This window comes from Vibrio sp. HA2012 (genome assembly GCF_002812955.1).
GTDB lineage: Bacteria > Pseudomonadota > Gammaproteobacteria > Enterobacterales > Vibrionaceae > Vibrio.
Map to the genome: position 1 here is coordinate 54,513 of NZ_PFXK01000002.1, position 21,187 is coordinate 75,699.

Below are 21,187 nucleotides of genomic sequence, written 5' to 3' on the forward strand. Positions count from 1 at the left end.
GTTACTACAAAATAATAAATACATACGGTTGCCGTTGGAGCGGCAACCATTATCACTGGAGATAATGCAATGGGCTTTAAACAATCACTTATCGATAATCAATCCATCAAACTGAATGTGAAGGCAGACAACTGGCGGGATGCGATTAAAGTCAGTACCGATATGCTGGAAGCGTCTGGTGCGGTTGAACCGAGTTATTATAAAGCTATTGTCAGCAGTATTGAAAAACTAGGTCCTTATATTTGTATTGCTCCGGATTTTGCTATGCCGCATGCCCGTCCTGAAGATGGTGTTAACCGTACGGCATTTGCACTGGTGACGCTGGCTGAGCCTCTGGATATTGAAGGGGAACAGGTTAAAGTCATGGTTACTCTGGCTGGCAGTTCTTCCGACGAACATATGGAAGGTTTGATGGAAGTGACTCAGGTGTTGGATGATGAAGACAGCGAAACCGGGGTTGATGTGGAAAAATTACTGGCATGTAACAGTAATGAGGATGTGTTTGCCGTTATTGATGCGGCGCTTGCGGAATAAAATTTTGGCGGTGTTTTTTCTTATTCACCGCTGATTAAACTCTCTGAATTAATTATTTATAAGCGACCCGCAGCTCTCAGTGAGCTGGCGGTGGCTTATTTCATCCGAAATAAGGGTAATTAATATGTATCAGGCATTAAAGCAAAGGGTATTAAATGCCAACTTGCAGTTACCGAAATATGGACTTGTCACTTTTACCTGGGGCAATGTTTCAGAAATCGATAGGGAGCTGGGAGTTATTGCGATTAAGCCGTCCGGGGTCGAATACGATGATATGAAAGTTGATGATATAGTGGTGGTTGATCTGAACGGCAAACGTGTTGAAGGCAACATGAATCCGTCCAGTGATACGGCAACTCATCTGGAACTGTATAAAGCGTATTCGGAAATCGGTGGTGTGGTTCATACCCACTCTCGTAATGCAACGATCTGGGCGCAGGCCGGTATCGATGTTCCGGCTTTAGGTACTACGCATGCTGACTATTTTTATGGTGATATTCCTTGTACACGGAACCTGACACCAGCAGAAATAGATGGGGAGTACGAACGAAATACCGGGCTGGTGATTGTGGAAGAGTTTACCCGACGAAAACTGGATCCCGTGGCCGTCCCGAGTGTTATTGTGTCCGGACATGCCCCATTTTCCTGGGGAAAAAATGCCAAAGATGCGGTGCATAATGCTGTCGTACTGGAAGAAGTTTCGGCCATGGCGCTGGAAACCAGACATCTTAATCGTGAAATAAAAATTCAGCCTGAACTGTCAGATAAGCACTATAAACGCAAACACGGAGCGAATGCTTACTACGGTCAGCCTTAACTGTAACTAACAGGAGATCTCTATGTATCAGGTATTAGCCCTTGACCTTGATGGAACCGTTCTTAACCACGAACATAAAATCCACCCGGAGGTGAAAGCTGCTATTCGGGCTGCGAAGGAGGCCTGCCATGTGGTGATTGTCACCGGAAGGCATCACACAGCGGTAAAGCCTTACTATGAGGAACTGGGGCTGGATACACCAGTGATCTGCTGTAACGGAACTTATATTTACGATTATCAACATCATCAGGTGATAAAAGAAAGTGCTCTGGAAAAAGACATTGCCAGACAGTTTCACGATTTGGCTATCGAACATGGTATGAAAATGGTGCTGTATACCACCCATGCCATGATGTATTCCAGAACACAACCTGTTGATTATATGCATGAACTGGCCGAGTGGGCTCAACAATATGGAGAGCATATACGGCCGGATATCCGTCAGATTGATTCCTTTAAGGAAGAAATCAATAACGCAGACTATGTATGGAAGTTTGTGATTGAAGGTGAACCGGAAAATATTGCCCGATTACAAGGGCATGCTCTGGTAAAGGAATATTTTTCCGGAGAGCGTTCCTGGTTGAACCGGGTTGATTTTGCAAGAAAGGGTAACAGTAAGGGCGGAAGACTGGCGGAGTATCTGCAAGAGAAAGGTTATCTGCCGGAGCAAGTTATTGCTATTGGCGATAACCATAATGACATATCTATGATTCAACTGGCGGGGCTGGGTGTCGCGATGAAAAATGCGGATGATACCGTGAAAGCGGCCGCTGACATGATATGTCTTACAGACAATAATTCAGACGGAATTGCCCGCCTGATAAGAGAAAAAATTAAAAGGTAGCATCATGACTAGACCAATGATCCAAATTGCACTTGACCAGACAGATCTTACTACAGCAATTGAAGTAGCAAACAATGTAGAGAGCTTTGTAGACGTAATTGAAATCGGTACGATTCTGGCGTTTGCTGAAGGTATGTCAGCAGTAAAAACACTGCGTAATAATCACCCGGAACACATTATTGTGTGTGATATGAAAACAACGGACGGTGGGGCGATACTGGCTCGCATGGCGTTTGAAGCGGGTGCAGATTGGATCACGGTTTCTGCAGCAGCACATATTGCTACCATTGAAGCGTGTAAAAAAGTGGCGGATGAATTTGGCGGTGAAATTCAGATAGAGATCTATGGTAACTGGACCATGCAGGATGCGCAGGCATGGGCAGACTTAGGCATTAATCAGGCTATTTATCATCGTTCCCGTGATGCAGAGCTGGCGGGTGTGGGTTGGACCGATGCTGATATCGAAAAAATGCGTGCGCTTTCAGCTCTGGGGCTGGAATTGTCCATTACGGGGGGAATCGTTCCGGAAGATCTGTATTTGTTTGAGGGCATTAAAGCCAAAACCTTTATTGCTGGCCGAGCTCTGGCCGGGGAAAAAGGTAAAGAAACCGCAGCGGCTCTGCGTGAACAGATTGAGCGTTTCTGGTAATTGCAACTGAGGGGGTAATTATGTTGAAGAACCTGAAACGTAATCGTATCGGCCTGTATGAGAAAGCCTTACCGAATGAACTTTCTTGGGAAGAAAAAATTATCAAAGCCAGAGAACTGGGTTTTGATTTTTTGGAAATCTCTGTCGATGAATCGGACGAGCGTCGTGCTCGTCTGGACTGGAGCGATGATGAGGTCTATGCGCTGCGTCGTTTATGCGAAAAATACGATATGCCGTTGCAATCCATGTGCCTGAGTGCTCATCGGAAGTTTCCGTTTGGCTCGGCTGATCCGACGACTCGTGAACAGGCGGTTATTCATATGGAGAAAGCTATTTCTCTGGCTTATAAATTGGGGATCAGAAATATCCAATTGGCGGGATACGATGTTTATTACGAACCTGCTAACGAAGATACTCACCAGCGTTTTATCGAAGGTATGCGTTTGTGTGCCAAACTAGCGGAGCGTGCCGGTGTGATGTTATCCGTCGAGATCATGGATACGGACTATCTGAACTCTCTCAGCAAGTTTGAGATACTCAACAGACAGGTTAATTCTCCGTTTTTTACCGCCTATCCCGACGTAGGTAATATCAACGGATGGAACTACGACACCTGTACCGAACTGACGCTAAGTGCTCCGCATATTACTCAGATCCATCTGAAAGATACACATAAGGTGAAGGATGGTTATAAAGGACAATTTCGGGATTTGGTTATCGGGGATGGTGAAGTTGATTTCAGCGCTATTTTCCGGACACTGAAAAATATCGGTTGTGTTGTTCCTATGGTGATTGAGATGTGGGCTCAGGATGAACACTGGGAAGAAAATATTAAAACGGCTCAATTACGATTAAATCAAGCCTGTGGTCTGGCAGATACACCAGAGCTTTTCCCACAGTTGATTCGGGCTGCAGTATAGAACCCAAGCAAGGGAAGTCTCTGCCGGAGCAATGACGACGGATTGACAACCCTGCTTTCTTGTATCAAGATTCGCTCAAAATATGGAATATTTATCACTTTTTTGAGCGCAATCATGACTCTTCTTCATTTACAGCTCTTTTGGGGCGAAAGCCAGCAAACATTTTTGGGTCTGGATGAATTGCCTGAACTGGCTGAATTGTCCTTAAGACAGAAAAGTGATTTGCATGCGTGGTATAGTACCCGTAGGAAAATACTTAAACATGAGGCACACAGCCAGCCTTGGGTGAAAGTGGCAGCTGCTAGTGAAGCAATAGAAATTGCTCTTACTCCCAGTGGTTCAGCAACCGCTCAGTGTCTGTTTGGTACTGGTATTTCTGCGGGAAGCTGGAATATTCAGGATGGTGTTTTGTTTATTCAGCTTCAGGATGAGCAGACGTTATGGGAATACCGGGTTGTCGGTAATGCCCTGAGTAATATCCATTCTGCTGCGGAATATATTAATGGTAAGCCTCACGGCATGGTTAAACTTATTCAGGTGAAACCACGCTAACTTTGTTGTTCCTCACTTTACGGTTCAATTTCTCAAGTTCACTGTCAGATAGTCGATATAACGTCATAGTGGTATATATAGAGATACCTGTCCTCTGAGGAGAACTGTCCGGCTATGAAAAAACTGGTGATCATTATTGTGTTACTTCTTATCTTTGCCGGTGGTGGTGGAGGAGCTTATTATTATTTCTTTATGATGAATAAAGAAGTGCCTGAAGAGCCAGTTCAGGAAGAGAAACAGGAAGTCGCTGGTGATACAGGAGAAAAACCGGTAGCCGAAGCACCCAAACCGCGTATTCGGGTGGGCGAGAATTATTATGTGATGTCATCCCGGCTGAATGTCCGTGCCTATCCAGAAGCGACATCCGGCATCCGGGCGGTTTTATACAAGACTGATATGATTACAGCGAAAGAAATTAAGGGCGAATGGGTGCGTATTGGTGGATATGAGGTTCATGTTAGTGGTAAAGACATGGCTCAGTGGGTGCATCTTAATTATCTTTCTGCAACCAAGCCTGTGATTACAGATGAAGAACGGAGGAATACTACGGTTGCATTGATTAAAAAATCGGATGATTTTGTTCAATATGAAGAGATATTTATTCAGGCTACCCAAGAATTGCTCAATTCCGGCAAATGTAAAATAGACGATTTTGAGCTTCTGGGAGGGTGGGTTCGTTCCGTTACCTACGCAGATGATCCGGTCTACTTTATTTATTGCCGTGGTACTGATCTTCAGCATAAGATTTATCTGAATGTAGAAAATGGTGACGTATTTTAAGGCTGCTTTTTCTGTTGGCTAGCGGCTATCTTCTGTATAAACTTTTAACTCCAGGTTGAATTTAGCCGCAAAAATCCCTACAGTGATCCAGATCCAATTTTTATTTAATCGAACTTCGGGGCGGGGCGAAATTCCCTACCGGCGGTGATTTGCATGTATGGCAAAAGCCCGCGAGCGCTTAGTAGCTTATGCTTTCTAAGGTCAGCAGATCTGGTGAGACTCCAGAGCCGACGGTTATAGTCCGGATGAAAGAAGATCGACTGTGAAGCCATTATCCGTATGGTTTATCGTTCCATAAGGTTAGGGGCTGTTTTGCCGTCTTTATGTTTTCAATCATCACCCCTGTACATCTTTATTTGAGAGGAAATTTAAGATGGCAGGTACATTCTTCATTATGCTCGCATGTCTGACCTGGGCAGTAGATACACTGATCCGTTATCCTTTATTAGGGGCGGGTTATTCAACGCTTCAGATTGTTTTTCTGGAACATATCATTTTGTTTTTACTAACATTACCGTTACTGATTCGTCATCGTGCCGAGTTCAGGCACCTGTCGGGACTGGGTTTGGTCAGTCTGATGTTTGTCGGTGGTATTGGCTCAGCAGTCGGTACACTGGCATTCACGCAGGCTTTTCAATATTTAAATCCGACGGTGGTGATCTTATTGCAGAAACTGCAGCCGCTGGTAGCAATAGTGTGTGCTTTCTGGTTGCTTAAAGAACAGATACACCGGCACTTTGTGTATTGTGCTCTGGCTATTTTGTCAGGCAGCATTATTATGATTTTCCCGGATGTTAGCCGCTTAACTTTTGAGAATCTGCATTACAGCGAACAGAGCCATGATATTTTGCTTGGTTATGGTTATACGCTACTGGCAGTATTTTCATGGGGGATGGCAACAGTTTGCGGTAAATATTTGTCCCGATCTGGTATGTCGGCTAATGCCATTATGTCCGGTCGTTTTACTACGGGTTTACTGGTGTTGACCGCTATGGCTTTAGCTAATCAAGAGCAAATTTCGGTCATTTCTGTTTCTGACCTCGGCTCGCTTATTATGATGGCAGTATTGAGTGGTCTGGCTGGTATGTGGCTTTATTATCAGGGTTTGACTCGAATCCCTGCACAGGTGGCTACCATGGCTGAAATGACATTTCCTGTATTTGCGGTATTCATTAACTGGTGGATACTGGATATGTCTTTAAATGAATATCAGATCATTGGTGCGTTTTTGTTAATGGCTGGCAATGTGGAAATGCGTCGTCATGAATTAGCCCGGCAGAGTCGTCCGGAACTGCAGAGTGCGTAAAAATACACCGGGGAAACCCGGTGTATTTATGTGTGCCTGCTATCTGTCTGGTGATTATATGAAGCGGGAAAGAAAACTTTGTGTTCGTTCTTCTCTGGGGTTTAGGATAACTTCTTCAGGAGCTCCTTCTTCTACGACGACTCCTCCATCCATAAATATTACTTTGTCAGCGGCTTCTTTTGCAAAACCAATCTCATGAGTCACCACTATCATGGTTAGCCCCTGGTCGGCAAGAGTCCTCATTGTCTCCAAAACCTCGCCAACTAATTCTGGGTCAAGTGCGGAGGTTGGTTCGTCAAACAGGATTACATCGGGTTTTATGGCTAACGCTCTGGCGATGGATACCCGTTGCTGCTGTCCTCCGGATAGCTGGCTTGGATAATCGTTTTCTTTTTCAGATAATCCCACTTTACAGAGCAATTCACGGGCATATGTGATGGCTTCGTTTTTAGGATATTTATGAACGCCCACAGGTGCTTCAATTAAGTTTTCCAATACAGTCATATGTGGATACAAATTGAACTGCTGGAAAACCATTGCGATTTTCTCTCTCTGATGGGCTATCTGCTTTGTTGAGGCATGGTGTAACTGCCCGTCTTTCAGGTAATATCCGATCTGTTCATCACTGACGGTGATATAACCGCTGTCCATTTGCTCAAGTTGATTTATGCAGCGCAGAAAAGTGGATTTGCCTGATCCTGAAGGGCCAAGGATAACAACAACTTCACCTTGCTTTACATCTAGATTTATGCCTTTCAGTACCTCAACATCACCAAAACTTTTATGAACGTCGCGTGCTTCTATGACCATATTATTCATGAGCAACTTCCTTTATTTCGAGAACTTTTTCTTTCTTAAAACTATTTATCAGCACTAATAGCCAGTGCCTTCTGGAAGCATAACGATCAGATTTGTTGTAATAATTTTCTACAGCACTTTGTACAACACTCAAAATTGAAGTGATCAGCAGATACCACATTACGGCCACCATAAGTAATGGAATAACCTTGAAGTTGCTATTGTAAATATTTTGTACCTCATACAGTAAGTCGCCCATAGCGATCATGCTCACCATGGACGTTGCTTTAACCATGTTAATCAACTGGTTACTCGTTGGAGGGACGATAGAACGCATTGCCTGAGGTATGATAATTCTCCGGTATGTTCTGGCCAATGACATGCCGAAAGAATGTGCTGTTTCGAACTGTTTTTCATCTACAGACAGGAATCCGCCACGAATAATTTCGGCCATATAAGCGGCTTCGTTAAGCGCGAGACCTGCGATGGCTGCAGTCAGAGGGGTAATTAGATCATTTGTTTTCCATTGAGCCAGCTCCGGACCGAATGGAATCGCAATACTTATATGCGGAAACAGGCTGGACAAGTTGTACCAAAACAGTAGCTGGACCAATAAAGGTGTTCCGCGAAATATCCATATATATATGGAAGAGAGAGCCTGTAGGACAGGATTCTGTGAGATTTTAGCTATGGCCAGAAATAACCCTATAACAATACCAATCAGCATACCGACAATGGTTAAAGCCAGAGTCATTTTCAGTCCACTTGTAATAGCCGGACTAAAGATATACTGAAAGGCAACAGACCATTCAAAGTTCTGATTGGTTGCAATCAGATGCAGAGTTTTCAATGCCAATAAACCGACGATAAATGCAGCAATTAAAGTGCCGTACGGCACTTTACGTTTTACATTAGCAACATTTCGAGGGTGATTGGACATATTGGTGGTTGTTCCACTAGACATATTCCAATTACTCCCTGTTATTTTGTTTTTGTCGTACCCAGATTAATACCAGGCTGAGCTAAGCGGTTTCCGGCTAAATTCCATTTATTTAAAATGGCATCATATGTTCCGTTTTTATGCAGTTCTTCATAGCTGGCCTTGATAGCTTGAGCCAGTGGAGAGCCTTTTGGTACAACAGCTCCTTGGTAGAGGTCTCCAAAGCCATTTGATTTACCGGTACCCGTTAATTCCAGCTCACCATTTGATACAGAAACAAAATAAGACAAAGGAGCCTGAGAGGAGAAGAAAGCGTCTGCCCGGTCAGATTTTACTGCCAGAATAGAGGTTGGCTGATCAGTATACGACAGTACATTGATGGCAGGCTCTCCCTGTTCAACACATTTCGCTGACTGGCCACGAATGACTCTTTCGGCAGAACCGCCGGCCATCACAGATATGCGTTTTCCACAGGTAGAGTCAAGTCCTTCAATTTTTTGCGGGTTACCGGATTTGACTGCGAAGACCACATATTCTTGCACATAATCAACGAAATCTACGCTTTCTTCCCGACTGGCAAAGTCACCTACCGGTCCTGAATCATAGGTATACCGGCCAGATTTTATGCCCATCAGGATTGCAGACAAACCGCTGACACTTTTGTGCTCTATTTTTATACCCAGTAGCTGACTGATTGCGTTATCAAAATCAATTGCAGCGCCTTTGATATTGTTACTGTTTTCTACAATGGTGTACGGAGGGAAAGAACCATTGACGACAGCTGTCATTGTACCTGCGTCTCTAATGTCCTGAGGAAGCATGGCTTGGAGTTTAGGGTTAAATGTCTGCACCGGGATATCTGAATCAGCATTGACGAATGAAGACACTGATAACAGTGAACATATAACGGAAGCTAATAAATGGTTTTTTTTCATGGCTACTATCCTTGTAGTTTTTGAATGTTAAAGTTCAATGAGTTGAGGTGTGTCAAAACGTCGGTTCACCAGTGCCGGCAAAATTGAACGAGCATATTCAATACGTTCTTTATTTATCACTGAGACAACCAATCCATCCTGCTCAGTTGCACTGGCAATTACAACCCCCAAAGGGTCGATGACTTTACTTAATCCGATATTTCTTGGGCCGGATTCACCGATGGCTAACATGTAACAGGTATTCTCAAGAGCACGAGCCGTGACAAGGGTATCCCAGTGATGTTCTTTTAACGGGCCTTTTACCCAAGCAGCAGGAAGTACTAACGCATCGGCACCATCAAGAACCAGACGACGACTTAATTCAGGGAAGCGGACATCGTAACAGGTCATCAGGCCAAGTTTAAATCCCTTAACCTCAATTAAGGGTGGTACTTCATTTCCGGGAACAACGTTGGTTGATTCCTGCATAGTGAATGCATCATAAAGGTGCAGTTTTTTATACTGGGCAATAATCCTGCCTTCCCGAATACCAAGGTGAATATTCCAGACTTTTTCGCTGGATTCATCGCTGGGAACATGAATAGTCATTAGTACGGTGATGTGTAAAGTCTGGGTGAATGCCAGTAACTCATTAACAAATGGTCCGTCTAAACGCTGAGCAGCTCGTCTGACTAGATCTGGATCTGCAATGTCTCTGGCCAGAATACCTTCTGGAAGTACCAATAGCTCAACGCCTTGTTCTACAGCCTGCTCTATATATTTCTTACAAATGTTCAGGTTTTCTTCCCAGTTATTTGCAACCGTAAATTGTCCTAATCCAACAATTAATTTCATGGTGACCCCTTACCAGTTTTCTTTTGAGAACAACATTTCTATTGATACAGGGGCTGAAACAATGCCCTGTTCAAATAGTTCCTGACACCAGTCAGTCAGCATGTTTTTATTGGCTTTTATTCCTTGATTATTCCAGGTTGACGGAAGATCTTGATGCATTCTGGCTATGTCATCCAGTAGCCAGGGGGTGGTGTCTGCATATTTTGTTCTCTTATCCATCCATAATTGATAGGAAGAAGTGAACATGTCACTGGCTGCTTTGCCGATACCCGGATGATTTTCTGCAAATTCTCGCTTCAGAACCAGAATATGTATTCCGGGAATGTAGCCGTGCTGCTTTGCGTACAGACGTTCGGTTTCACGATACTCAGTGAGTAAAGGACGAAATGGAGAAGAATCCGCAAAGAAACCTTTTGGCATAAAAGGTGTGCATACCGCATCTAGTTCTCCCATTGCCAGTAAATCCATCATTGGCATGTCGTCAGGACAGTTATCTATCCATCCGGGCTGACCAAAACCAGCTAATCTGTCTGTGATCGGATGTTCTTTGGTTAATCTGCCGACAAACCAGTGGATATTTTTCATATCGACACCCGCTTGACGGAAAATAGCCCGGGTCCATGTGTTTCCTGAATCTTGCCAACCGGTTAAACCAATTTTTTTACCAGATAATGATTTGATATCAGTTAGCTCACTGTTTTTATTGGTCAGAATACAGCGATGCCGGAATCCTCTCATAAGAAAATGTGGGATCCCGATTAGTGTTTCATCACCCTTAGCCTTCAGTTGGCTATACCGGCTCAGTGACATTTCACCACCGTCAAATTCCGGATGCTGATACCAGTCATCAACGAGTGTGTTAACGCGAGTAATCTTCATACTGAGATCATCGCTTTCTATTTCATTAAGAAGAAGAGGGGTCAGATAGTCCCAATCTCTAACGGCCAGATTGATTTGCACGCTCAAAGTTAACTCCTTTAACAAATCACAAACATTCCCTTTTAAAATGATACTAATTGTGTTTTTTGGGTTGTACAATGCATTTATTGTTACTGTACAAAAATTATTTTATGAGTTGTGAAAACGTTGATGAGCATCTGATCGCGTCATTAAAAGGATTGGGCATCCAGGGAATGACGGTCGAAATGACAGCCTTGATTCGTTCCGGAGCCTTGCCTGTAGGGATAAAGCTACCATCGGTCAGGAAGTTAGCAGAAGAATTGGGCATTAGTCCAACGTCTGTATCGATAGTCTGGAATACACTGAAAAAAAGTGGCTTGGTTGAAAGTGCAGGAAGGAATGGTGTTTGGGTCTGCGGCGATGACCCATCCCCAAGACCGAGGCGGTTTGAAAGTGTGGGTAATTTTGGTAACAAGACCAAAATAGATTTAACGTATTCCGGTCCGGATCCTGCGCTGCTTCCACCACTGGAAAATGCTTTGGCTTATTCTTGCAAAACGGATAACCTGCATAGTTATCAGCGTGAAGTTATTACTAAAGAACTGGAACAAGCAGTAAAATATGACTGGCCGTATACAGCAGAAGCATTTGTCGCCAGTAACGGTGGATTTGATGGGTTGCAGGCAGTCCTCAGTTCTTTAATTCAGCCGGGAACATATGTTGCAGTGGAAGAGCCGACAACGGCTCGTGTACTTGATATTCTGGATAATCTTGGTATTCGCACTGTGCCGGTTTTGTTTGATGAACAGGGGCCTGTTCCTGATTCATTAGCTCAGGCCATGAAAAAGAAGCTCTCTGGTTTCCTTTTTCAGCCGAGAAGTCACTCTGTTATCGGAGTTTCTTTGTCGGAACAGCGAATGGATGAACTTACATCTCTGCTGGGGGAGATTCCTTTCATTATAGAAGATGATGGTATCGGGCCCGTTTCCGGATCCAAGGCGGTGAGCTTTGGTGACCGCTTTCCGGAAAAAGTGGTTCATATACGCAGTTATTCGAAAACGTTAGGGCCGGATTTACGTCTGGCTGTAATATCCACAACGAAACAGAATGCCGAGTCCATACAGGCTTACCGAAATTTCGGTGCAAGCTGGACCAGTCGTATTCTGCAGAATGCAGCGGCCTATTTATTACAATCTGATAAGTATCAGGATCATATTAATAGTGTTCGTAACGAATATACAAAGCGAAGAAAGTGGCTCACTGATGCGCTGGATCAGAGAGGGATTAACTACTTGGGATATGAAGGTTTCAGCTTATGGATTCCCGTACCTTCAGAGCGGTTTGCTTTGGTTACACTGGCTGTACACGGATTTGCAGTGTTTCATGGTTCCCGCTTTTTGTCTGTAGAGTCTCCGGAAACAGATTACATACGTATTGCCACGAGTTCATTAAAAGAAGAGTTCATTGATGAACTGGCTGATGCCATTGCTCTATGTTTTGATATGTAAATCATTTTGATATGCACGTCCGGGCTCATATTGCTGCATGTGGCTTTGTTCATCTCAAAGTGTGTTGCATGCAGCAACTTCAATACATCATTTCTGTTCCTGATTGACCTGATCCCTCTATAACTTCATTATCTGTTAAGTGGAATAACGTTTAGGGATGAAACCGGTTAAAGTGGATATTCCGGCAGTTGGCCGGCGTTATCCGTAATAATATAAAAAGAGCAGCAGATGGTGTGTCTATATGAAAAATTTGTATCAGATGGATCTATTTCATCTTTCGGAAACCGTCCGGATTGTTGTAACCGGAATTTTTGGCTTATCAGCTTTTCTTGGTGCTTTTTTTCTGTTGCTTCTGTTTGTTGATCTGATTACAGATCAAAGCCCACTGGATGTATTTACTTTAAGTGCATTTTTGCTTGGTATATCCGGTACGGTCATTGGCTGGTTAGGTCTGCGTTATATAAAATTGCTTGAGCAATTAGAAATACATACACCAGTGGACAAAAACGCTCTATTTTCTGCCTAACCATTTGTTTTATAGTTTTTATATTTGCTCTGCAATTAACATTCCTGCCAGAGTGATAAAGAAAATACCATTAATTCTGTGTAACCACTGAATATTTATATGGGAAAGAAATTTCTTTCCGGCATAGATACCAATTAATGAGGTTGCACCCAGAGCCAGAGTTGCCGACAGCCAGACCGAGAGTGGTGAATAGGTGGTACCCATAGTAATGACCGCCAGCTGCGTTTTATCACCCAGCTCAGCGAGGAATATCAGCATAAAGGTGGTCAGAAAAATACTCCGCCCGGATTTTCTGGGTTCATCGCTGACGTCATCTTCTGGTTCTTCTTTGCACAGTAAGGCCTGAATACCGAAAGCGGCAAATAAGCCGGCTGCAATATAGGTAAGCCAGTGTTGCGGGATCAGGTGAGTTAGGCTGTTCCCCAGAGTAACTGCCAGTATATTTAACAGGCAGAAAGCGGCAATGGCTCCTGCCGCAACAGGTTTGGCTCTGTGTCGGGAGGCCAGAGTCATACACACTAACTGGCTTTTATCCCCCATTTCGGCAAGAAAAATCACCCCGAATGTCAGCAGGGATGGAGAGAATAATTCAAATTGTAAGTTCATGCTATTATTGCTGTGTTATTGTTTCCAGTAACGGTTTTCCCTACTTTTTATCGTGCAGAAATAAACCGGACGAGGATAATAGCATTTTATAGAGCGTATAGGGCAAGTAAAAATAATTTAGCCGGAATTTAACGGCTAACTTTTCACCGCCTCTTTTTCCAGCAGTTCTGCGCCTCGGAGCATAGCCTGAATCAGTTCAGTTGCATCGAACTTAGTTAGGGCTTCATGGGCACCAACCTGATGTGCTCTGTCTGCACTCATTTCACTGGATAGTGAGGTATGCAGAATACGGTACGCATGATTTAGTTGCGGATCGTTCTGAACTTCAAAGGCCAGTTCGTAGCCATCCAGCCCCGGCATTTCAATATCGCTGACCAGAATATCAATAGGTTTGCCTTCAGAAATACAGTTGCGCATTAGATCCAGAGCATCTGCACCATTTTTGCATACAAAATAAGGAATATTGATGCTGTCCAGAGCATCGGAAAGCTGTTTACGGGCTACGGTTGAATCATCAACCAATAGTATGTTCAGTGGTTTAAGTCTTTCTCTTTCCACATCAGTCAGAATAGGAATTCGGGCTGAAGCATCCTGTGGGTAGATTTTAGATAGCAGTAATTCAACATCCAGAAGCTGAATAACTTTATCCTGATGTCGGGTAATACCGGTTACGAAAATATTGTGCCCGGCAGTTTCCGGTGCCGGTTCAATGGCGTGCCAGTCACAATCGATGATTTTATCGATATCCCGAACCATAAAGGCAACAACGGTTCGCAGGCAATCGGTCACGATAAGGTAACAGTGGCTGTATTCTTCTTTTGCAATAGGACGAAAGCCAATAGCGGCAGCCATATCGATAACAGGTACAGTCAGATTGCGGATAGTTACGGTTCCGATTACGTGGTGATGAGAATACGGAATTTGGGTTGTTGGCATATAAGGTACGATTTCCCGTACCTTCAGTGTGCCGATAGCAAAGCTCTGCTGCTGTAAAGACAGCTTAAATAACAGCATTCCCTGAGACTGGTTCGCTTTGCTTTTCATATCAATTCCTGTTTTCTGTAAATTCTGGTGTTTTAGTTTATACCATACAGGGCGGAATGAAGACCGCCAATATTAAGTTTGTTTCCGGTATACAAGCTAAAGAAGCGTACTTATTGTCGGTTGCATGCAGATTACGTTAGAATCCGCGCTTCAATGATAGAGAGGTATCCACTATGGCTCGAACCGCAGCCGCACTGCATATTTTAGTAAAACATGAGTCACAGGCAAAAGATATTTTGCAGCAATTGGAAAAAGGTGCAAAATTTCAGACCCTTGCCAGAAAATACTCAACTTGTCCCTCCGGCAAAAAAGGTGGCGATTTAGGTGAGTTCCATCAGGGCGCTATGGTACCTCAGTTTGATAAGGCGGTATTTAAGAATGAAATATTAAAACCGTTTATAGTAAAAACCCGCTTTGGATTTCATGTGGTGAAGGTTTTATATCGAACGTAATCAGGTTTGGGGATGTCCTCCCCAGAGAAGGGAGGACAAGGTATGATATCCAGATTAGAAATCGTAACTGGCAGATATCACGAAGGTTCTAGGGTTGCCCTGAACCAGATAACCTGAACCGGGGTAACCACCGGCAGAAGCCCAGTAATCTTCATCGGTCACGTTTTCTATCCGTGCGCGCAGAGTCAGGTCATTCTGATCCAGTTTTATCTGGTAACGAGCCCCCAGGTCGAAGCGGGTCCAGGATGAGACTTTAAGTGTATTTGCTTGATCCGCGTATTGGGAACCTGTGTAAATGGTGCGTTGTTCCAGCGTTAAGCCTTCAGCAAACGGTGTGTCCCATTCCAGATTAAGGTTTGCTTGTACTTCAGGTACACCAATAACGGTGTTGCCATCATAAGTACCGTCAGTTGTTTTATTCAACTCAGCGTCTGTCAGAGTAATCCCCCCCAATACTTTTAGACGGTCAACAGGTATACCAAACATAGTCAGTTCGATACCCTGGTTGATCTGTTCAGCATCTTGGGTAAGGTTGTTGTCTCCATCAACGAGTTTACCGGGTTTCGTCGTTCTAAACAGGCTGATACTACCACCATAAAAGCTGTTATCGTATTTGGCACCAAGTTCTACTTGTTTCGATACATAAGGTTCGAGTACCTCTCCGTCATTGGCGTAGGTGCTACCATCTGCGTTTACAGTTTCACCTGGAGTTAATGCTTCTGCGTAGTTAGTGTACAGCGAGATGTTGTCTGTGGCCTTATAAACAATTCCTGCAAATGGACTGATTGCGGAATCATCATATTGGACATCCATAACACCATCATAGTTGGTAGAGCTTTGTTGCTCGATAGTTTGATAACGAGCACCTAGTGTGATGAGCAATTGCTCATCCAGTAACGCTAAGGTATCTGCCAGCGATATACCCGATAGTTCGTTTTTTAGTTGTTCTTTTGGATCATCCATATTCCCACGAGACCAATTGTATCCTGGGTTAGCACTGGTTTCAGGGGAATACAGATTACTTGATATAGATAAATTCTCACCTCCCCAGCCACTTGCATCGTAGCCCATGGCATAAGCTTGTTTTGCAGTCAATGTGTAATATGAGCCGGATACTACGGCTGTATGCTCTACGGAACCGGTAGTAAATTCGTGGCGGATACCTGCATCACTGGAAAATATAGTGTCTTCACGAACATTTTCATAAGGAGACACAGTTAAGTTACCATCCGCATCACTACTTAATGAGGCGAACAGGTTGTGTTCTTTACCTTTTCTCCCGCCAATTGCCAGCCATCCAGAGGTATTATTAGTGAAATCATATTCGCCACGAATGACACCAAACAGTTGTTTGTCGTCAGTGTAAGTCCAATCCTGAGAATAGTTTGATGAAGCGTCTGGTGCAGAGGGAACGGATGTAGCACTAAGTGACACACTTTCCCGGGGCGAATCCACATGGTGATCCTGATAACCCACATCAGCAGAGAAACGGAAGCGTTCGCCATCATGGTCAAAACCGACAGAGATAACACCCAATTCGCGATCCTGATCTTCTACCGAGGTTTCACCGTTACGGCCGATCAGGTTAACCCGGATACCATTTTCCTGATTATCACCAAAGCGGCGACCGAAATCTAATGCACCGTAGGCTTGTCCGCCTGTTTCAGTGCCGACCGTGACACGAGTCAGTGGCTCAGAACCTGCGCGTTTAGGGACGACATTAACGGAGCCCCCAATCGCACTTTCTCCGGTGGCTGCACCGTTTAGAACGGTGTTCGCACCACGGAACACTTCCACCCGCTCCAGCATTTCTGCTGCAACATATTGACGGGGAAGAATACCGTATACGCCGTTTACCAGCATATCATCGGAAAATACGGGTAGACCACGGATCATGTAGATTTCCTGAAGGTTCCCGTATCCTCTGGTCGTACGTACTGTTGGATCATTTTGCAGCACATCCGCCACACTGTGCGCTTGCTGGTTGCTGATCAGCTCTGAGGTGTAGTTAGTGCTGGAAAATGGTGTGTCCATGGTATCCATATTACCCAGCATACCGGCACGGCCAGTAGTGGCAACCTGACCACCTTCATATTCATCACCCAGCTCTACTTGAGAACCGTTGACGGTGATCACTTCCATATTGTCTGTTGTTGATGTTTCTTCTTGAGCCACAGTTGGCAGTGATGCTCCTGCGATTAATGCGGCAAGCACACAAAGTCTTATCTTTGAATGGTGAAACGGCAGCATAAAAACCCCTAAGTAGAAATAAAAATAATTATCATTGGTATTGTTGTGTGGATTTTAATGATAAAAATAGAAATAAGGAAGGGGTTTGTGTGATGACTGTCAATAAATTAAAAATTATTCCCGAAACAATGGTGTGATGTGTGTCTCAATTTTCTTATCAGGGAATATGTATCAGGGAGGACTTCCCCCTGATGAGGTTGGTTCATATGCCTTACCGAGGGGGAGATAACTGCTATTTTTTGCAACGCTGCAAAGTGAGCAATGCCAGGAAATATAAGGCTCCGACAATGGCGACCAGTGTTCCCGCTGCTATCTGATGGGGGTAGAGGATGACCTGTCCCAACCAGTCAGACCAAAGTAGTGCTGTACTACCAATCAGAGCCGAAAGCAGTAATTGCTTTTTCACGGTTTGTGCGCCAAGCATCATAGCCATATGTGGAGCAACTAGGCCGACAAAAGAAACCGGCCCCAGTGTTGCTGTGACTACAGCACATAAGAGTGCAACAATGGAAAGCAGTACCAGTGAAGAGATCTGCGGATTCACACCGCGTGCTGTTGCGAAACTGCGACTGATCGATATGAGTGTCAGCCATCGGGACGTTCCCAAAGCTGCGATCATCAACATAGCGACAAAGCTGAAGAGCAGTAATGAGCGAGTGTGAGTCACATGGTACGTTGAACCGGCCATCCACTGCATAATTTCGTAACTGTCCTGATTACCTTTTGCCAAACAAAATTGGATCAAAGCCTGTAGCAATGCAGAAAGAGCAATACCGGACAGGATCATACCTGATGGTGCATATTGGTTGCGGCGACCCAAAATCAATAGAAGTCCCAGAACAAGGATACTACCAGCCATTGCCGTAACCCAGTGGGTAGCGGCCAGTGATTGCCCGAGAAACAGCGTGGCGAATACCAGAGCAAAGGTTGCACCGGAAGACACGCCTAAAATATCAGGACTGGCCAGAGGGTTATACAGCAGCCGTTGCAGTATGACTCCGGCAACCGCCAGTCCTGCTCCAGCACTCAGTGCAGTCAGTGCCCGCGGCCAGCGCAGAGCCCACTGGTAGTCAGAAGACAGTGCAAACTGCCATACCTGCTCGTCGGGTTGGGCGTACAAATAGAGCAGAGCAACTGTCACCAATAAAGTGAATAACAACAAAACAGAAAATAAGCTGACTTGTGAACGGCTGTCGGGTAACCGAGCTGCGATACTATCCTGAGCCTTAAGTTTTTTTCGGTTAAACCATATCAGTGCTGGCGCACCGATAGCCGCTGTCGTTACTCCGCTGGGGATCAGTTGCCCCAGCCACTGACTCAGTGTGACAGAAATGATATCGGTCACCATTAGTAATAAAGCTCCGAGCAGCAGGCTGGCATATAATTCTTCTTTTGCGGTTCTGGCTCCCAGAGCACGGGCTATATTTGGGGTCAGCAGGCCAATAAAGCCGATCAGACCGACTGCTGTAATGGCTGCTGAAACCAGCCAGATCCCGCTTACCATCAGTAACAAAAATACAGGTATAACCGGCAGACCTCGCGCTGTGGCACCTTCTTGGCCTAAACGCAGCAGTAAGAGTATTCTTGGTGCAACAATCAACAACGGCAGAGCCACAGTAAGACGAGGTAACAGCCAGAGCACCCAGTCCCAGCCATTCTGAGCCAGATCTCCTGCTCCCCACATAAAGACATTCTGCGCGAATTGCTGATTCAGAAGAATAACGGCCGTTGCCAGTGAGCCAAACAGGATATTGATCACCATCCCGGAAATAACCAGCGGCAGGCCGGTAATGTTGTTCAGACCGGTGATCAGCAGGATGAAAATAAAAGCAATCAGCGCCCCTGCCATTGCTGCCAGTGCACTGAAATCGGGTAGTGAATCCGGCAAAAATACGCTAAGGAGTACCAGAGCCAGCCAGGCACCAGAAGACGTTCCCAGCGTAAAAGGTGAAGTCAGGTGGTTTTGGGTCAGTTGCTGCATCAGGCTGCCGACGAATCCCAAGGTAGCACCGACCAGCAGAGTCATAATGACTCGTGGTAACTGGGCATAGACAAAGTTAAAATCCGCGAATGATTCTGCTTTAACCGGAGTAAAAGCCAGGGCAAACTGATGCTGCCAGCTTAATACCTGATCAATCTGCAGGCTCAGAATAGCAGCAGATACCAGCAGAAGAGCAGGGAAGAGAAAATGTTTTGCTGTCATGAGCCCGATCCAAGTTCAAGCAGGCTTTCAGTTATAGCTTCAGCGGTGTAAAGCAGAGACATAGCGCCACCATAGCTCCAGACCGAGCGTACGGAATGTATGTGCCCTGAACGGACGAAAGGCATTGCTTGCCACAAAATGGATTTTTGCAGGATTTTTTCTTCAGCAAAGGGAAGTATGTAGAGCACATAGCCGTCATTAATATGCTGCAAATCAGCAATGGGTTTTTGGATAATTCCCCATTTTTCAGCAGGTAATGGCATCGCTGTTTTCAGCCCAAGTTGATCCAGAACATAGTGCACCGTTGAGTTATCGGTATAGATAAATGTAGACGTGGTATTGGCAAAGCGCATGGTGACAACTTCTGGTAATTGACCAGCAAAAGCCGTGTGAAGTTTCACGCTTAGCTGCTGGAATTTTTCCCGCATAGTGGTCAGTTTCTGCTCTGCATACTCTGTTTTGTTGAACACTTCAGCCAGTTGCCTGAATTGTTTTATAGCAATATCGGCATGTTGCACATTAGCCGAGAAATTCGTGTAAACCAGTACTGGTGCGATTTTTTCCAGTTGTGGCAGTATCTCTTTCTGCCTGAGTGTGGCGATAATAATATCCGGTTTAAGAGACGCAATCTTCTCCAGATTAGGCTCACTTCTGGTGCCGACATTCTCGGTAACCGGCGGAATGGCTGGTTGGACAACCCATTCGGCATAGCTTTCCAATTCTGTTGCACCGACAGGGATTATATCCAGTTCAATGACCTGTTCCAGAACATCCCAGTCCAGAACGACAGGCCGTACCGGTGTTTTCTGCAGGGTATGTGTACCACGGCTATCGGTGACGGTTGCAGCCTGAGTGGTAGAAATAGTCATCAGTCCCCAAAGTATAAACAGCCCATATTGACAGTAAATCTGCATCATCCGCATACAATTGCTACCTTATTATTTCCTGAATATGTTTTTTCCAGTTGAGGATGATCAATCAGTTGGATCGGTGTGTGGTATAGCCCGCTAAGAAGTTGTTCGTCTGCCAGTTGATCTGCTGAGCCGTTAAAGACAATCTGACCCTGTTTCAGAGCGATAATCCGCGTGGCATAACGCAGTGCCAGATTGAGATCGTGCAGGATCACTATGATGCCACGATTGTGGTGTTGATGCAGATCGGCCAGCAGCTCCATTAACTGATACTGATGGTGAATATCCAGTGCAGAGGTTGGTTCATCCAGGATCAGTACCGGGGATTGCTGTGCCAACAACATGGCAACCCAAGCGCGTTGTCGTTCACCACCGGATAATTCATCGGCAAAGGTATTGGCAAAGCACTGAATGCCGGTTTTTTCCATAGATTGGTCGATAATTGCTTCGTCATCGCTTCGCCAGCGTCCCAGAGCACCACGCCATGGGAAGCGGCCTAAACGTACCAATTCTCTGACGGTAAGACCTGAACTGGCCGGCAGTTTCTGTGGCAGAAAAGCGATGGATCTGGCTAATTCTCTTGCATTGAGTGTCTGTAATTTTTTATCGTGGAATAATATATTTCCGTGATCCGGAACGGCTTGTCCGGACAGCAGACTGACCAGTGTGGACTTTCCGGAACCATTATGTCCCAGAACAACGGTGAGGTCAGAGGTGGGTATGGACAACTGGCTGACGGAAAGGATTTGTCGCCCTCCGCGAACCATTTGTACGTCATTCAGTGTAAACATAGCATCTTACTTTTACGGCAATAAACAGTACTTGTATCAGCCTCTGTCTTAATATGTCAGAGAAAGTTACAGGTACAGACAAGCGAT

At 44.9% G+C, this 21,187-nt stretch carries 22 protein-coding genes and 1 riboswitch; of the genes, 11 read left to right on the forward strand and 11 right to left on the reverse strand.

Annotated features, from left to right (window positions below):
- The first annotated feature begins 69 nt into the window (after nt 1-69).
- The 8 genes from CSW98_RS04185 to CSW98_RS04220 all read left to right on the forward strand — a co-directional run bounded on the left by CSW98_RS04185 (nt 70) and on the right by CSW98_RS04220 (nt 6,402).
- A complete protein-coding gene (locus CSW98_RS04185) occupies nt 70-534 on the forward strand; it encodes a PTS sugar transporter subunit IIA (protein ID WP_100799209.1) in 465 nt (154 codons plus the stop codon).
- A 124-nt stretch (nt 535-658) separates the two neighbouring features.
- Nucleotides 659-1,351 carry an L-ribulose-5-phosphate 4-epimerase gene (locus CSW98_RS04190; RefSeq protein ID WP_100799210.1) on the forward strand — a complete coding sequence of 231 codons (693 nt, stop codon included), beginning with the start codon at nt 659-661 and terminating at the stop codon, nt 1,349-1,351.
- A gap of 22 nt (nt 1,352-1,373) precedes the next feature.
- Complete coding sequence (locus tag CSW98_RS04195) at nt 1,374-2,195, forward strand: Cof-type HAD-IIB family hydrolase (RefSeq protein ID WP_100799211.1); 822 nt, start codon at nt 1,374-1,376, stop codon at nt 2,193-2,195.
- 4 nt (nt 2,196-2,199) lie between these two features.
- The gene (locus CSW98_RS04200) at nt 2,200-2,844 is read left to right on the forward strand and encodes a 3-keto-L-gulonate-6-phosphate decarboxylase UlaD (RefSeq protein WP_100799212.1); all 645 of its coding nucleotides are present in this window, start codon (nt 2,200-2,202) and stop codon (nt 2,842-2,844) included.
- Nucleotides 2,845-2,864: 20 nt separating this feature from the next.
- Complete coding sequence (locus tag CSW98_RS04205) at nt 2,865-3,764, forward strand: L-ribulose-5-phosphate 3-epimerase (RefSeq protein WP_100799213.1); 900 nt, start codon at nt 2,865-2,867, stop codon at nt 3,762-3,764.
- Nucleotides 3,765-3,878: 114 nt separating this feature from the next.
- Nucleotides 3,879-4,316, forward strand: coding sequence for a hypothetical protein (locus CSW98_RS04210; RefSeq protein ID WP_100799214.1), 438 nt, complete (start codon nt 3,879-3,881; stop codon nt 4,314-4,316).
- 114 nt (nt 4,317-4,430) lie between these two features.
- Complete coding sequence (locus CSW98_RS04215; protein ID WP_100799215.1) at nt 4,431-5,096, forward strand: SH3 domain-containing protein; 666 nt, start codon at nt 4,431-4,433, stop codon at nt 5,094-5,096.
- Nucleotides 5,097-5,203: 107 nt separating this feature from the next.
- Nucleotides 5,204-5,357, forward strand: a riboswitch (FMN riboswitch).
- Nucleotides 5,358-5,469: 112 nt separating this feature from the next.
- Entirely contained in the window at nt 5,470-6,402 is a 933-nt protein-coding gene (locus CSW98_RS04220; RefSeq protein WP_100799216.1) for a DMT family transporter, read from the forward strand.
- Nucleotides 6,403-6,456: 54 nt separating this feature from the next.
- Here CSW98_RS04220 and CSW98_RS04225 read toward each other — a convergent pair whose 3' ends face one another.
- Genes CSW98_RS04225 through CSW98_RS04245 form a run of 5 tightly spaced genes read right to left on the reverse strand, consistent with a single transcriptional unit; the run spans nt 6,457 to nt 10,875 of the window.
- The gene (locus tag CSW98_RS04225) at nt 6,457-7,221 is read right to left on the reverse strand and encodes an amino acid ABC transporter ATP-binding protein (protein WP_100799217.1); all 765 of its coding nucleotides are present in this window, start codon (nt 7,219-7,221) and stop codon (nt 6,457-6,459) included.
- Nucleotides 7,214-8,164, reverse strand: coding sequence for an amino acid ABC transporter permease (locus CSW98_RS04230; protein WP_100799218.1), 951 nt, complete (start codon nt 8,162-8,164; stop codon nt 7,214-7,216). Before CSW98_RS04230 ends, CSW98_RS04225 begins: the two co-directional genes overlap by 8 nt.
- Before the next feature lie 17 nt (nt 8,165-8,181).
- Nucleotides 8,182-9,075 (reverse strand): ABC transporter substrate-binding protein, encoded by an 894-nt coding sequence (locus CSW98_RS04235; protein WP_100799219.1) that lies wholly within the window; start codon nt 9,073-9,075, stop codon nt 8,182-8,184.
- Nucleotides 9,076-9,102: 27 nt separating this feature from the next.
- On the reverse strand, nt 9,103-9,909 hold the full coding sequence (locus tag CSW98_RS04240; RefSeq protein WP_100799220.1) for a deaminated glutathione amidase: 807 nt from the start codon (nt 9,907-9,909) through the stop codon (nt 9,103-9,105).
- Between the two features lie 9 nt (nt 9,910-9,918).
- The gene (locus CSW98_RS04245; protein WP_100799221.1) at nt 9,919-10,875 is read right to left on the reverse strand and encodes a substrate-binding domain-containing protein; all 957 of its coding nucleotides are present in this window, start codon (nt 10,873-10,875) and stop codon (nt 9,919-9,921) included.
- Between the two features lie 104 nt (nt 10,876-10,979).
- Between CSW98_RS04245 and CSW98_RS04250 the strand changes: the two genes are divergently transcribed.
- Nucleotides 10,980-12,317: an aminotransferase class I/II-fold pyridoxal phosphate-dependent enzyme gene (locus tag CSW98_RS04250; protein WP_100799600.1), complete on the forward strand. Its 1,338-nt coding sequence runs from the start codon at nt 10,980-10,982 to the stop codon at nt 12,315-12,317.
- Between the two features lie 241 nt (nt 12,318-12,558).
- The gene (locus CSW98_RS04255) at nt 12,559-12,843 is read left to right on the forward strand and encodes a hypothetical protein (protein ID WP_100799222.1); all 285 of its coding nucleotides are present in this window, start codon (nt 12,559-12,561) and stop codon (nt 12,841-12,843) included.
- 18 nt (nt 12,844-12,861) lie between these two features.
- Here CSW98_RS04255 and CSW98_RS04260 read toward each other — a convergent pair whose 3' ends face one another.
- Both CSW98_RS04260 and CSW98_RS04265 read right to left on the reverse strand, forming a co-directional pair.
- Nucleotides 12,862-13,449, reverse strand: a complete 588-nt coding sequence (locus CSW98_RS04260) for a TMEM165/GDT1 family protein (protein ID WP_100799223.1) — start codon at nt 13,447-13,449, stop codon at nt 12,862-12,864.
- A gap of 135 nt (nt 13,450-13,584) precedes the next feature.
- Nucleotides 13,585-14,493 (reverse strand): chemotaxis protein, encoded by a 909-nt coding sequence (locus tag CSW98_RS04265; protein ID WP_100799224.1) that lies wholly within the window; start codon nt 14,491-14,493, stop codon nt 13,585-13,587.
- Nucleotides 14,494-14,666: 173 nt separating this feature from the next.
- Here CSW98_RS04265 and ppiC point away from each other — a divergent pair, with 173 nt between their 5' ends.
- Nucleotides 14,667-14,945 (forward strand): peptidylprolyl isomerase PpiC, encoded by a 279-nt coding sequence (gene ppiC / locus CSW98_RS04270; protein WP_100799225.1) that lies wholly within the window; start codon nt 14,667-14,669, stop codon nt 14,943-14,945.
- A 54-nt stretch (nt 14,946-14,999) separates the two neighbouring features.
- On the opposite strand, the gene CSW98_RS04275 is transcribed toward ppiC, so the two are convergent.
- From CSW98_RS04275 to CSW98_RS04290, 4 genes are all read right to left on the reverse strand, one after another.
- Complete coding sequence (locus CSW98_RS04275; protein WP_198517272.1) at nt 15,000-17,159, reverse strand: TonB-dependent receptor; 2,160 nt, start codon at nt 17,157-17,159, stop codon at nt 15,000-15,002.
- A 268-nt stretch (nt 17,160-17,427) separates the two neighbouring features.
- Complete coding sequence (fhuB, locus tag CSW98_RS04280; protein ID WP_100799227.1) at nt 17,428-19,398, reverse strand: Fe(3+)-hydroxamate ABC transporter permease FhuB; 1,971 nt, start codon at nt 19,396-19,398, stop codon at nt 17,428-17,430.
- A complete protein-coding gene (locus tag CSW98_RS04285; protein ID WP_100799601.1) occupies nt 19,395-20,267 on the reverse strand; it encodes an ABC transporter substrate-binding protein in 873 nt (290 codons plus the stop codon). The genes fhuB and CSW98_RS04285 overlap by 4 nt, the downstream gene beginning before the upstream one ends.
- A gap of 44 nt (nt 20,268-20,311) precedes the next feature.
- Nucleotides 20,312-21,100 carry an ABC transporter ATP-binding protein gene (locus CSW98_RS04290; protein WP_100799228.1) on the reverse strand — a complete coding sequence of 263 codons (789 nt, stop codon included), beginning with the start codon at nt 21,098-21,100 and terminating at the stop codon, nt 20,312-20,314.
- Nucleotides 21,101-21,187: the final 87 nt, after the last annotated feature.

Coding starts and splice junctions, on each gene's coding strand:
- CSW98_RS04185 (WP_100799209.1), top strand. CDS start 70: ATGGGCTTTAAACAATCACTTATCGATAATCAATCCATCAAACTGAAT.
- CSW98_RS04190 (WP_100799210.1), top strand. CDS start 659: ATGTATCAGGCATTAAAGCAAAGGGTATTAAATGCCAACTTGCAGTTA.
- CSW98_RS04195 (WP_100799211.1), top strand. CDS start 1,374: ATGTATCAGGTATTAGCCCTTGACCTTGATGGAACCGTTCTTAACCAC.
- CSW98_RS04200 (WP_100799212.1), top strand. CDS start 2,200: ATGACTAGACCAATGATCCAAATTGCACTTGACCAGACAGATCTTACT.
- CSW98_RS04205 (WP_100799213.1), top strand. CDS start 2,865: ATGTTGAAGAACCTGAAACGTAATCGTATCGGCCTGTATGAGAAAGCC.
- CSW98_RS04210 (WP_100799214.1), top strand. CDS start 3,879: ATGACTCTTCTTCATTTACAGCTCTTTTGGGGCGAAAGCCAGCAAACA.
- CSW98_RS04215 (WP_100799215.1), top strand. CDS start 4,431: ATGAAAAAACTGGTGATCATTATTGTGTTACTTCTTATCTTTGCCGGT.
- CSW98_RS04220 (WP_100799216.1), top strand. CDS start 5,470: ATGGCAGGTACATTCTTCATTATGCTCGCATGTCTGACCTGGGCAGTA.
- CSW98_RS04225 (WP_100799217.1), bottom strand. CDS start 7,221: ATGAATAATATGGTCATAGAAGCACGCGACGTTCATAAAAGTTTTGGT.
- CSW98_RS04230 (WP_100799218.1), bottom strand. CDS start 8,164: ATGTCTAGTGGAACAACCACCAATATGTCCAATCACCCTCGAAATGTT.
- CSW98_RS04235 (WP_100799219.1), bottom strand. CDS start 9,075: ATGAAAAAAAACCATTTATTAGCTTCCGTTATATGTTCACTGTTATCA.
- CSW98_RS04240 (WP_100799220.1), bottom strand. CDS start 9,909: ATGAAATTAATTGTTGGATTAGGACAATTTACGGTTGCAAATAACTGG.
- CSW98_RS04250 (WP_100799600.1), top strand. CDS start 10,980: ATGAGTTGTGAAAACGTTGATGAGCATCTGATCGCGTCATTAAAAGGA.
- CSW98_RS04255 (WP_100799222.1), top strand. CDS start 12,559: ATGAAAAATTTGTATCAGATGGATCTATTTCATCTTTCGGAAACCGTC.
- CSW98_RS04260 (WP_100799223.1), bottom strand. CDS start 13,449: ATGAACTTACAATTTGAATTATTCTCTCCATCCCTGCTGACATTCGGG.
- CSW98_RS04265 (WP_100799224.1), bottom strand. CDS start 14,493: ATGAAAAGCAAAGCGAACCAGTCTCAGGGAATGCTGTTATTTAAGCTG.
- ppiC (WP_100799225.1), top strand. CDS start 14,667: ATGGCTCGAACCGCAGCCGCACTGCATATTTTAGTAAAACATGAGTCA.
- fhuB (WP_100799227.1), bottom strand. CDS start 19,398: ATGACAGCAAAACATTTTCTCTTCCCTGCTCTTCTGCTGGTATCTGCT.
- CSW98_RS04285 (WP_100799601.1), bottom strand. CDS start 20,267: ATGACTATTTCTACCACTCAGGCTGCAACCGTCACCGATAGCCGTGGT.
- CSW98_RS04290 (WP_100799228.1), bottom strand. CDS start 21,100: ATGTTTACACTGAATGACGTACAAATGGTTCGCGGAGGGCGACAAATC.